Annotated in this window: 12 protein-coding genes; 1 reads left to right on the forward strand and 11 read right to left on the reverse strand. The window is 53.2% G+C overall.

Features of this window, described 5'->3' with window-relative positions; translation table 11 throughout:
- Window positions 1-18 precede the first annotated feature (18 nt).
- The 4 genes from P9H32_RS17680 to recA form a co-directional block, all read right to left on the reverse strand.
- On the reverse strand, window positions 19-570 hold the full coding sequence (locus tag P9H32_RS17680; protein WP_322610250.1) for a DUF2764 family protein: 552 nt from the start codon (window positions 568-570) through the stop codon (window positions 19-21).
- 9 nt (window positions 571-579) lie between these two features.
- Window positions 580-1,188, reverse strand: coding sequence for a hypothetical protein (locus tag P9H32_RS17685; RefSeq protein WP_322610251.1), 609 nt, complete (start codon window positions 1,186-1,188; stop codon window positions 580-582).
- Between the two features lie 106 nt (window positions 1,189-1,294).
- Window positions 1,295-2,272 carry a M28 family metallopeptidase gene (locus P9H32_RS17690; protein ID WP_322610252.1) on the reverse strand — a complete coding sequence of 326 codons (978 nt, stop codon included), beginning with the start codon at window positions 2,270-2,272 and terminating at the stop codon, window positions 1,295-1,297.
- 3 nt (window positions 2,273-2,275) lie between these two features.
- Window positions 2,276-3,298 (reverse strand): recombinase RecA, encoded by a 1,023-nt coding sequence (recA, locus tag P9H32_RS17695; protein ID WP_322610253.1) that lies wholly within the window; start codon window positions 3,296-3,298, stop codon window positions 2,276-2,278.
- A 219-nt stretch (window positions 3,299-3,517) separates the two neighbouring features.
- On the opposite strand from recA, the gene P9H32_RS17700 reads away from it, so the two are divergent.
- The gene (locus P9H32_RS17700; protein ID WP_322610254.1) at window positions 3,518-5,131 is read left to right on the forward strand and encodes a SulP family inorganic anion transporter; all 1,614 of its coding nucleotides are present in this window, start codon (window positions 3,518-3,520) and stop codon (window positions 5,129-5,131) included.
- A 71-nt stretch (window positions 5,132-5,202) separates the two neighbouring features.
- Here the strand turns inward: P9H32_RS17700 and ppk2 are convergent, their stop codons facing one another.
- The 7 genes from ppk2 to P9H32_RS17735 all read right to left on the reverse strand — a co-directional run bounded on the left by ppk2 (window position 5,203) and on the right by P9H32_RS17735 (window position 11,868).
- Window positions 5,203-6,021 carry a polyphosphate kinase 2 gene (ppk2, locus tag P9H32_RS17705; RefSeq protein WP_322610255.1) on the reverse strand — a complete coding sequence of 273 codons (819 nt, stop codon included), beginning with the start codon at window positions 6,019-6,021 and terminating at the stop codon, window positions 5,203-5,205.
- A 160-nt stretch (window positions 6,022-6,181) separates the two neighbouring features.
- The gene (nqrF, locus tag P9H32_RS17710) at window positions 6,182-7,414 is read right to left on the reverse strand and encodes an NADH:ubiquinone reductase (Na(+)-transporting) subunit F (protein WP_322610256.1); all 1,233 of its coding nucleotides are present in this window, start codon (window positions 7,412-7,414) and stop codon (window positions 6,182-6,184) included.
- A gap of 15 nt (window positions 7,415-7,429) precedes the next feature.
- Window positions 7,430-8,035: an NADH:ubiquinone reductase (Na(+)-transporting) subunit E gene (gene nqrE, locus P9H32_RS17715; RefSeq protein WP_322610257.1), complete on the reverse strand. Its 606-nt coding sequence runs from the start codon at window positions 8,033-8,035 to the stop codon at window positions 7,430-7,432.
- A 3-nt stretch (window positions 8,036-8,038) separates the two neighbouring features.
- A complete protein-coding gene (locus P9H32_RS17720; RefSeq protein WP_322610258.1) occupies window positions 8,039-8,641 on the reverse strand; it encodes an NADH:ubiquinone reductase (Na(+)-transporting) subunit D in 603 nt (200 codons plus the stop codon).
- On the reverse strand, window positions 8,641-9,282 hold the full coding sequence (nqrC, locus tag P9H32_RS17725; RefSeq protein WP_322610259.1) for an NADH:ubiquinone reductase (Na(+)-transporting) subunit C: 642 nt from the start codon (window positions 9,280-9,282) through the stop codon (window positions 8,641-8,643). Before nqrC ends, P9H32_RS17720 begins: the two co-directional genes overlap by 1 nt.
- Complete coding sequence (locus P9H32_RS17730) at window positions 9,275-10,510, reverse strand: NADH:ubiquinone reductase (Na(+)-transporting) subunit B (RefSeq protein ID WP_322610260.1); 1,236 nt, start codon at window positions 10,508-10,510, stop codon at window positions 9,275-9,277. Before P9H32_RS17730 ends, nqrC begins: the two co-directional genes overlap by 8 nt.
- On the reverse strand, window positions 10,510-11,868 hold the full coding sequence (locus tag P9H32_RS17735) for a Na(+)-translocating NADH-quinone reductase subunit A (RefSeq protein ID WP_322610261.1): 1,359 nt from the start codon (window positions 11,866-11,868) through the stop codon (window positions 10,510-10,512). The genes P9H32_RS17730 and P9H32_RS17735 overlap by 1 nt, the downstream gene beginning before the upstream one ends.
- Between the last annotated feature and the right edge of the window lie 84 nt (window positions 11,869-11,952).

The raw sequence follows: 11,952 nt of genomic DNA on the forward strand, positions 1-11,952 counted from the left end.
AAAAGCAACAGCCGCGGATTATTCGGTTTCCGCGACCTCTTCTTTTTCAGTGTTTGCTGTAATGACGGCCTCGATGTTTCCCTTGCCGACCGAAACGTCCATACTGTTCCAGCGTTCAACAATTTTAAGCTGGATCCCGTAAGCCAGCACCTTGCTGAATCCGAAGGTGTCTTCGCCGATTAATTCTTCGGCCAGCTGCCATCGTGCACGGTCGAGCTCCTGCTCGAGTTCAAGTGGATCGCTGCGGGTGAAGGCATCTTTCACCAGCACCTCTACTGTTCCGCTGAACCCTTCGTGCGGCTGGATGTATTCCTTGAAATCGACGCCGAGTTTCTGGCCGCGGTGGCGGGCCACGGCGTTGCGCAGCTGTGTTTCCAGATTATGCCAGGCTTTGCAGAGCGGGCAGGGGGCGGCAACGGGCTCATTGAGCAGGACCGCTTTCAGAATGCCTGTTTCGCGTTCAGTTATCCATTGCGAACAGTTTTCAATATACTGTTCAACGGATACCGGAGGCTCGTCCCCGATCTGGAGACTCGGCAGACTGGCTACAAGTGAGTAGTAGGCCATCATCCGCTACCGTTAGTTGGAAATCTGTTCACGGGCGATGCCGCTCACAATTTTTGCAAGTTCAGGACGAAGATAGGCCGCAAGAGCATCGGCCACCGCTTCGCCGGTGTAGTCGAGAGAAACGCTCTTACCTTCGAAAACCACTTTGAAACCGCTGAGCACTTCATTGTCGGAAACGAGCTCAACGCTTTTTCCGGATGAGGAGGCCAAGCTTGAACAATAGGTGGCGAGGGCGGACTTATCGGCTTCGCTGACGGTTACCGTGGCATTGTTTCCGCTCTGGGTGATCACATCGGCAATCATCTTTTGAAGCAGGTCGCCGCTGAGTGCAGTGTCGACTTCTTTGCCCAGCGTTTCGGTTACCACTTTTTCGCATCCCTGGCCGACAGTGATCAGCAGATCACGTGCAGCCTGCTCGAGGGTTTTCACGGACCGGTCGGCAAATGCGGCAGATTCGATTTCGGCCTGCTTCAGGCTTTCCTGCGCTTTCGCTTCCGCGTCGGCGACAATTTTTGCGGCCTTCTCTTTGGCCAGAGAGATAATGGAATCCGCCTCGGTGTTGGCTTTTTCTATCCCTTCTTTCTGAATCTGCTCGATCAGGTGCTTCATTTCTTCTGCCATGGTACTCTCCGTCTCCGATTTTTTTGGTAAAAGAGCTATCGATATAAATGGTTTGATTGGGTCTGACAAGCCCCTTCATTAATAAAATATTTAAATGATGATGCGATTACTCCCTGTTTTGCTCAAATGCAATCTGTTTAAACAATTGTAGGGTGATGTTGCCCGTGATTTCAAGGCTCTCTGCACTAATGTTTTGCAGATTATCGGCCTCGGTATGCCAGAGGTCGTTCAGTCCGGGCTCGGAGCCGAACTTGAAATCAATGAGGTCAATCGCCGGAATGCCGATATCCAGAAACGGCACATGGTCGTCGGTGATAATCGATCTTGAAAGAGTGAATCGGTCGCGACAGCCCAGAGTATGGGCTGCTTTGAACGTTTCCTGCACCAGATCTCTGGAGCTGTTGTAGGGCAGGGTGAATTTCAGGTCATGGTCTCCGACCATATCCAGCAGGATCATGGCGCGGATTTTCAGGTGATCACCTCGCTGCACCAGCTGGCGGGCCATATGGCGGCTGCCGTGGAGTCCGTCGCCGGGAATGTAGTCGGAGATGCCTTCTTCTCCATCAAAAAAGGCAAAGATCAGGCCGATATCCGGTTGGACCTTTGAGGTTTGGATCATGCGGGCAAGCTCCAGCAGGACGCCGGTACTTGACCCCGAATCGTTGGCACCTTGGAAGTTGTCAATGCCGGGCATGGTGTCGAAATGAGAGCCGAGAATGATCCATTCTTTTTGTTTCCCGGGAATCATGCCGATGACGTTGATCATCGTTTTTTCACCCTCCGGGGTGATATCGGTAAATTCATCCATTTCGGCATCAATACCGAAATTTTCCAGCCGTTGGAAAATATGTTTTGCCGCCTTCCAGCCTCCGGAAGTCCCCGCATCGCGGGGGGAGAACTGCACCAGCGCCTCGACCTCGGCATAGGCCTTCTGTCCGTCAAACGCCGGGAGATCGGCGGCGGAGGTCTTTTCCGTATCGCATCCTGAGAGGAAAATCACCGCAGCGGTGCACAGAGCGCGAGCCGGAACCGCAAAGCTCACTGCAGTGTTTGTAGTGGCTTTGGGGTTTGGAACAGCATGCATGGTTTATTTCTCGGCAGTTTCTTCGCGGGTTTTATGAATTCGTTCAATAACCGAATCACAGAGTTCCTTGTCTTCCTTCAGCGCCCTTACGGCGGCATCGCGGCCTTGCCCCAGCTGCGTACCGTCCATGGAAAGCCAGGAGCCTTTTTTGTCAATAATACCGGCGTCAATCGCTGCATCAATCACCGAGCCGGTGTAGGAGATGCCTTCAGCATAAAGGATGTCAAACTCCGCCTGCGTGAAGGGGGCGGCCACCTTGTTTTTCACCACTTTTACGCGGGTGCGGTTGCCGTAGACATTGCCGGAGGAATCTTTCAGTTGGCCGATACGGCGGATATCGAGGCGGACCGAGGAGTAGAATTTCAGTGCGCGGCCGCCGGGGGTGGTTTCCGGACTGCCGAACATGACGCCCACTTTTTCACGGATCTGGTTGGTGAAAATACAGATGCAGCGGGAGTGGTTGATGGCGGAAACGAGTTTGCGCAGCGCCTGCGACATCAGGCGGGCCTGCAGGCCGACGTGGGACTGGCCCATTTCGCCATCGAGTTCAGCGCGCGGGGCGAGGGCGGCCACTGAGTCGACCACCACCACGTCGAGTGAATTACTCTTCACGAGTGCTTCACAAATGTTGAGTGCTTCTTCTCCGGAATCCGGCTGGGAAACCAGCAGGTTATCAATGTCTACACCGATTTTTTTGGCATAGCCCGGGTCGAGCGCATGCTCGGTGTCAATGAACGCTGCGGAGCCTCCGGCCTTCTGCGCGTTGGCAATCACGTGGGAAACCAGGGTGGTTTTACCGGAGGATTCCGGACCGTAGATCTCGACGATGCGGCCGCGCGGGAGACCGCCGATGCCCAAGGCCAGGTCAACGGTTAACGCGCCGGTGGAAATCGATTCAATGTGCTGATTGGCTGAGGCATCTCCGAGTTTGACGATGGCACCCTCCCCGTACTGTTTCTGAATCTGTGAAACGACTGCGCTGAGTGCAGAGGCGGGATCTTTCGGAGTATCTTTTTTTGCGGCCATGGTGGAGTCTCCTTCGTCTTGTGCTTCGGGTTCGCAAGTAAAGGGCGCAATGTATTCAAACGGTCCGAAGGTGTCAACGCCACCGGCTTCCAATCCTTGGAAAAATGCAAAACCTGCGGGCGGAAAAGTCGGTTAAAAAACTCGCCATGGCTTTTTATTCTGGGATAGTCGCGCGCTTTTATGGGGCAGGAATACATCAACCACAAAACGGAAAATTTCATGACCAAAACCAACACGCTGTTCAAACTGAAGATCGAACGTCCGCGGAATGTAAAAAACGACCTGCTTTCCGGTCTGACTGTGGCTCTGGCTCTCGTACCCGAAGCAGTGGCCTTTTCGTTTGTGGCAAAGGTGGATCCGGTCATTGGTCTTTATGCCGCTTTTATGATGGGACTGATTACGGCGATCTTCGGCGGACGTCCGGGAATGATCTCCGGGGCGACCGGTGCGGTTGCCGTCATTTTCGCTCCGCTGATGATCGAGCTGGCTCAGCCGGGGATCCTGCCCGAAGGAGTGACCAAAGAGGGCTATCTTTTTGCCGCAGTGATCCTGATGGGGATATTTCAGATGCTGTTCGGAATATTTAAACTGGGTAAATTTATTCGTATGGTACCGCATCCGGTGATGCTGGGATTTGTAAACGGCCTGGCTATCATTATCTTTAAATCGCAGTTTGAAATGTTTTATGTCGGCCATGGTGAAGACGCACATCTGCTCCCGGGGGCCGATCTGGCCTTTATGGGCGGTATGATTGCTCTGACGATGGCCATCAGCTTTTTTCTGCCGAAACTCACCAAAGCCGTTCCGGCGACGCTGGCCGGCATTGTTGTGGTGACGGTTCTCTCTCTGGTCTTTGATAAAATGGGAATTCATACTTCACGCAATGTACTTGATTTTGTGCAGGGTATGGATCCGACCAAAGAAACCATTGCCGCCGGTTTTCCAACCTTCGGAATTCCGGAAGTTTCTTTTTCGTGGGAAAATCTTAAGCTGATTTTACCGTATTCCGCATTGGCGGCGGCTGTCGGTCTCATTGAATCGCTGATGACATTGACGCTGGTGGATGAAATTACCGAAACCCGCGGGCGGGGAAACAAAGAGTGTATCGGTCAGGGCCTCGCCAATCTGGTGAATGGATTTTTCGGGGGCATGGGCGGCTGCGCCATGATCGGCCAGAGTATGATCAATATCCGCGGTGGCGGCCGCGGGCGTCTTTCCGGTATTTCCGCGGCAATGTTTCTGCTGCTGATTCTGCTGGTAGCCGCACCGCTGGTGGAAATCATCCCGCTGGCTGCGCTGGTCGGCGTTATGTTCATGGTGGTTATCGGTACCTTCGAATGGTCGAGCCTGCGTCTGTTCGGCAGTGTGCCGAAAATGGACATTTTTATTATTATTCTCGTTTCCGTTGTCACCGTGCTGCACGACCTTGCGATTGCTGTACTCGTGGGCATCATTGTTTCCGCATTGGCATTTGCGTGGGAGCACGGGAAGAAAATCCATGCGAAAATCGACAAAGCGGAAAACGGGGCAAAAATCTATAAACTCGAAAGTGCACTGTTTTTCGGTTCGGCCCAGTCCTTTAAAGATCTGTTTGATCCGCTGAATGATCCGCAGGATGTGGTGATCGACTTTGAAAAAGCACGGGTGTACGACCATTCCGCCATCGAAGCGATCAATAATATTACTGAGCGTTATGCGGATCAGGGCAAATTTCTGCATCTGCTCAATCTGAGTCCGGAGTGTCAGGAACTGTTGGATAAAGCAGAAAACATTGTTGAACTCAGTGTCATCGAAGATCTCGATTGGCATATTGCCGACGACCGACTCGCCTAACGAAGCCGTTGAAAATTCAAGGTGATCCGGAGCTGAAGTCCATGGACTTCGGACGGACTGGCTTTTGAAAATTAATAGATGTGGGGAATGAAGTTCTGTTGGGAATGAGGCGGCCGTTTGTAGTCGCCGTAATCCTGCCGAGGAGGAAGTTCGATCTGTTCCGGGGTGATATCCTCGTAGGGAATCTGGCTGAGCAGGTGGGATATGCAGTTCAGTCGTGCTTTCTTTTTATCATCAGCTTCCACCACCCACCACGGGCATTCGGGAATATCGGTTTTTTCGAACATCTCATCTTTGGCCTTGGAATATTCCACCCATTTCCGGCGTGATTTCATATCGATGGGGCTGATTTTCCAACGTTTGGTGGGATCCTCCATCCGGTCTTTAAAGCGGCGCTCCTGTTCCTCGTCACTGACCGAAAACCAGTATTTGACAAGATAGGTATTGGCGCGGATGAGCATGGTTTCAAATTGAGGGCAGGCAATGAAAAATTCCTTTACCTCCTCTTCGGTCACAAAACCCATCACGCGGTCGACCACAGGACAGTTGTACCATGAGCGGTCGAAAAGGACCATTTCGCCTTCGGCGGGCAGGTGGGGAACGTAGCGCTGGAAATACCATTGTTTTTCTTCGCGTTCGGTCGGCTTCCCTTTTGCAACCACATTGCAGACGCGGGGATTCAGGCATTCGGTAATACGTTTGATGGTGCCGCCTTTTCCTGCGGCATCGCGGCCTTCGAACAGAACCACGACTTTAAGGCCTTTATGTTTGATCCATTCCTGCATTTTGACCAGCTCAACCTGAAGACGCCGAAGTTCAGTTTCATAGTATTCTCGTTCAAGCTTTCCGTTTTTCTTATAGCCTTTTTTCCGTTTTTTATGATCAGACACCGTTGCCTCCAGTTGATGGCCTTATTTATACCGGCCACTTTATGTCGTGAACAAGGGGAGGTCAAACCAAACCATGACGGCCCACGGCCACGAAAAAAGCCCGCCTGAATTTCAGGGCGGGCTTCTTTTTCCATTGGCTGAATCTTTCAGCCGCAGGAACTTAAATGCCGAAGTCGTCGGCCAGAATCATCTCGGGTTCAACACCGAGGTCGTGGCACATATCCTTCACGCATTTGAGCATGATCGGCGGTCCGCAGAGGTAGTATTCAATCTCGGTCGGATCCTCATGCTGGTCGAGGTAGTTATCGAGCACAACCTGATGGATGAATCCGGTCGGTCCGTCCCAGTTATCTTCAGGGAGCGGATCACTGAGCGCGATGTGGAATTCGAAGTTAGGGAATTGTTTTTCAAGTTCCCGGAATTCTTCCACATAGAACAGCTCGGTCAGCGAACGGCCCCCGTACCAGAAGGTGAGCTTACGGTCGGTACCGATGCGTTTGAGCTGATCGTAGATGTGGGAACGCATTGGTGCCATACCGGCACCGCCGCCGATGAAGCACATTTCGCGATCCGTTTCCTGCGCGAAGAACTCACCGTACGGACCCGAGATCGTGATCTTGTCTCCGGGTTTCAGGTCAAACACATAGCTGGAGCAGATGCCTGGCGGATAGCTCGAGCCCGGAGGCGGAGACGCGATACGGATGTTGAGCATGATGATGTCATCTTCCAGCGGGAAGTTGGCCATCGAATAGGCCCGGAAGCAGGGCTCGTCGTTCGAGGCGACATTGTCCCATACATTGAATTTATCCCAATCGCTGCGATATTCGTCAGCGATATCAAAATTCTTGTATGAAAGATCTTTGTAAGCCGGGACATCGATCTGAATGTAGCCCCCCGCACGGAAGTCGAGTTTTTCTCCTTTCGGCAGTTCCACGACGAGCTCTTTAATAAAGGTAGCCACATTGTCGTTGGAGCGAACGGTGCACTCGTACTTCTTAATGTCGAGGATGGACGGCTCAATATCGAGCTTCATGTCTTCCTTGACCTTGAGCTGGCAGGCGAGGCGAACCCCTTCTTTGGCTTCGGCTTTGGTGACCTGACCGGCTTCCGTCGGCAGCAGGTCTCCGCCGCCTTCGAGCACCTTGCATTTACACATGGCGCAGGTTCCGCCGCCGCCGCAGGCGGACGGAAGGAAGATTTTGTCGGTGGCCAGAGCCGACAGCAGGGACGACCCCGGCTTGACTTCCACCTCGCGGTTGCCTTCGTTGATGTTGAGCTTAACCAGACCCTGCGGAACCAGCTTCTTCGCCGCAATCATCAACAGGGCGACCAGCGTCATGATCACCAATGTGAAGACGACGACACTTGAAATAATATACGTTACGTTTTCCATAATTCCTGTTCCCGGTTAAAGGCTGATCCCCGCGAAGCACATAAATGCCATCGCCATCAGGCCGGTCATGATCATGGTGATCCCCAGTCCCTTGAGGCCGTCCGGCAGATGGGAGTAGCGCAGTTTTTTACGAATGGCTGCCATAGCCGCAATAGCCAGCAACCAGCCGGTGCCGGAGCTTGCGCCGTAGACGACGGATTCCGCAAACCCGTAGCTGCGTTCCACCATAAAGAGCGAACCCCCGAGGATGGCGCAGTTTACCGTAATCAGCGGCAGGAAGATGCCCAGTGCGTGGTAGAGCGCCGGGAAAAACTTATCCAGAATCATCTCAACGAGCTGTACCATGGAGGCGATCGTTGCAATGAAGCAGATGAAGTTCAGGAAGCTCAGGTCCAGATCCGGAAGCCCCGCCCAGGCAAGTGCGCCCGGCTTCAGCAGGAAGGTATAGATGGCCCAGTTGGCCGGTACGGTAATCGTCAGAACGAAAATTACCGCGAAACCGAGACCGATGGCCGTATCGACCTTCTTCGAACACGCGAGGAAGGAACACATCCCCAGGAACGATGCCAACAGGATGTTTTGAATGAAGATTGATTCAACAGCTAAACTGATCAGATCCATGGCTTACTCCTCCACATATTTGGTAATGGTGCGCTGCAGCCAGATGAGCAGGCCCAGGATGATAAATGCTCCCGGTGCCAGCAGCACCAGGCCGTTGCCCATGTAATTTTCCGGAAGAACCGGGAAATTATACAGGGTACCGAAGCCGATAAATTCGCGAATAGCCGCAACCGCGATCAGGATGATGCCGTAGCCGATGCCGTTGCCGAGACCGTCGAGCAATGACTCTTTCGGTCCATTCTGCAGGGCGAAGGCTTCGGCGCGTCCCATCACGATACAGTTCGTGATAATCAGGCCCACAAAAACCGAAAGCTGTTTCGAGATATCAAAGAGAAACGCTTTCAGCAACTGGTCGGCAATAATAACCAGAGATGCAATCACCGCCATTTCGACAATCATTCGAATGCCGGCGGGGATAACGTTTCGCAGCAACGAGATCACCAGGTTGGAGAGCGTCACAACCGAGGTCAATGCCAGCGTCATCACGATGGCGGTGTCGAGCTTGACGGTTACCGCGAGTGCGGAGCAGATGCCGAGTACCTGAACGGTAATCGGGTTGTTATCCGAAAACGGATCCAGCAACATTTTTTTAGCAGCGGAAGCCATTAGTCGTCCTCCTTAAGCGATTTGAAATATTCTGCATACGTGGCGGCATCCTTTCGAATGAAAGCCTGTACACCTTTTCCGGTCAGCGTTGCGCCCGAGATGCCGTCCACCGCGGACTCGTCTTTTTCGGCGCCGGGCTTAACCACTCTGAATTCAGTCGGGGTTCCGTTGTCTTCATAGAGCTTTTTGCCCTTGAAGTCGTTCTGGAACCACGGCTTCTCAATTTCAGCACCGAGACCGGGGGTCTCGACGTGTTTGTAGAAACTGATACCGGCGATCGTTTCCAGGTCATCCTGCAGAGCAAGGTACCCATAAATATCGCCCCAGAGCCCTTTGCCCGAAATCGGGAAGGCATATTTGGAAGGGGCCTCTGCGCCTTCGTCCGTCCAGGTGTAGACCAGCAGGTCGTCGGAAGAGGCATCAGCAATGAAGGTTGCGAAGGTTTCTTCAATCTTCTCCGGTGTCCATTCCGCTTTATCGGAAATATCAATGCCGAATGCTTTGATGATGTTTTTCTTCACATCCAGCTTTTCATTTGCAACCTGCGCCGGCTTGAGTGCTGCGGCCGTCACGGAGAGCAACAGGCTCACAACCAGGCAGGTGCCCGCTGCAAAAACCAAGGTTCTAGTATCTTCACGCATTGTTCAAAGCCCTCGCATAAGCAGTACGTTTTTTGATGTGTCCCTGAACCACAAAGTGGTCCACCAGCGGAGCCATCACGTTCATGAACAGGATAGCCAGCATGGCCCCTTCCGGATAGGCCGGATTGGCCACGCGGATCAGTACGGTCAGGGCTCCGATCAGGAAGCCGTAGATGAACTTGCCGGTATTGGTCGCTGACGCCGAAACCGGGTCAGTGGCCATGAATACGATGCCGAAGAGGAAGCCGCCCATGGCAATATGGTAATAGTAGGGCAGGGCCGCAAACTCGTTATCGAGCGGCAGTACATTGAAAAGCAGGCCCATCAGACCGCATCCCAGAATGCCGCTGAGCATAACGCGCCAGGAGGCAATACCGGTCAGGATCAGGAAGCCCATACCGATCAGAACGGCAATCGCCGACGTGGAGCCGATTGAGCCCGGAATGTTGCCGACGGTGAGGTTCTGAATGGTGTATCCCGCATGGTTCAAAGCATCGACCGCCGCCATTCCGCTCCCTTTTGCTGCTGCAGCAACTGCCAGCGGAGTGGCCTGGGTTACCCCATCAACATATTCACCGGAGTGACCGAGGATGGAGTTGACGATGGAAGGGGATTCTGCGAGTGAGCCGACCCAGACCTTGTCGCCCGATATCTGCGCCGGATAGGCGAAGAACAGGAACGCACGGGCGGTCAGGGCCGGGTTCAGGATATTGTATCCCACGCCGCCGAATATTTCCTTGCCGATTACGATGCCGAACGAGATACCCACAGCAACCTGCCAGAGTGGAATCGTCGGGGCCAGTGTCAGCGGGAACAGCATGCCGGTGACCAGGAAGCCTTCGTTGATCTCGTGTCGTCGTATAACCGCGAAGAGCACTTCCCAGATGCCGCCGACTGCGTACGAAACAAAGATGATCGGAAGAACCATCAGTGCACCGCGGGCCATATCAGCTCCGAATGTTGCCTCAATGCCGTTGGCCAGATTGAACTGGTTGCCCGCGTTCCAGATTCCGAAAAGAATACACGGAATCAGGGCATAGATGACGAAGATCATCAGCCGTTTCTGATCGATGGAGTCACGAACGTGCGGAGCACTCGGGGTAACATCGCCAGGCGTGCGGTTAAAGGTGTCGCCCGCTTCCCACAGGGGATAGAGGCGCTCGAACTTGCCGCCTTTTTCAAAAAGCGGAGCAATGTTCTTATCCATAAAGTCGAATAGGGCTTTCATTAAATTCCTTCCTCCTCGATCTCTTCCAGGCCGCGCTTGATGATACCGCAGATGTCGGTCTTGTGCGGGTCAACAAAGGAAGCCAGTGCAAAATCTTCCGGATCGGTTTCAAGGATACCGAGCTGAATCATTTCATCGGTGTCATGAGCCAGAGCGGCACGCATCAGAAAGTCGGTCATGATGTTCAGCGGCTGGAATTTATCCAGCCAGCCGGTAACCACCATGGCGCGGTGCGAACCGTGCAGGCTGGTGCCGAGTTTCCAGTCATGGGAAAATCCGAAGAACGAAGAAACATTCACCCGGTGTGCGCTGTACTGAAACAAGCCGGGCATCGTCCAGCCCATCAGGTGGCGCGAACGGTCTTCTTCGAGCGCGAAAATTTCCGAACCGTAGAACGGCACGCACGTATCGGCCTTCAGTTTGTCTCCCCAGAGAATATTTCCGTTGATCAGGCGGACTTCATCCCCCTCAATGGCTTTATTCAGCAAGGATTCCAGCGATGCAGCAATCTCCACCTTATAATATTTGCGGAACTCTTCCTTAACCGCAGGGCCCGCAAGCGCGATAATCTTGGTTTTCGGAAGCTCCCCGGTCAGCAGGGTTTTACCGATCAGGATTACATCCTGAGCTGAAACGGTATAAACCGTGTCATGCGGCAGAATCGGGCTGATCCGGTTGATGTGTACGCTGGTGTTGCCGGAGGGATGTTTGCCGGCAAACGTGTGGCTTTCCGCATTTTTAAAGTCCGGTACGTCGGAGCCGGCCGATTTACAAAGGTGAACTTTGCCTTCGGTCAGCTTTGCCAACGCATTAATGCCGGTTTGGAACGCCTCTTCGTCTCCTTTAAGGACAACGCTGAAATCCGCTTGGAACGGTGCGGAGTTGCAGGCATTGATGAAGACCGCCTTCGGCGCTGTGTCCGGATCGGCCATCTTGTTGAAGGGACGCTGCTTGATCAACGGCCAGACGCCGGTGTTCAGCAGATGATCCGCCACTTGTTCGCGGGAGAGCTGTCCCACACTGTCGCGGGTATAGGTCTCGAACGTAACACGGTCCTGGCTCTGCGGATCCTTTTCGATCTGGATTTCAACCGGAAAGCGCCGTGCGCCCAGATTGATTGCCTTGACCGTGCCGGCGCAGGGTGAACGAAAAACCATCTTTTCGTTTTTCTTGTTTTCGAACAATACGTCGCCGCGCTTCACAGTGTCGCCTGCCTTAACCTTAAGGCGAAGCTTCAGCCCTTCAAATTCGGAAGGGTAGACCGTGAAAAGCTGCTGGCTCGCATATTCTTCGATGTTGGCGGACGGTTTTCCGACCACTTTGACATCGAAGCCTTTTTTAATTTTGAAGTTAGCCACGCTATTTTCACTCCTCGGATTTCTTGTACAAAATCTTACCTTGTTGCTGAAAAGCGCAGAAACCTATCGCTATTCAGTCAAAAT

Origin of the sequence: Pontiella agarivorans (assembly GCF_034531395.1) — a bacterium.
GTDB lineage: Bacteria > Verrucomicrobiota > Kiritimatiellia > Kiritimatiellales > Pontiellaceae > Pontiella > Pontiella agarivorans.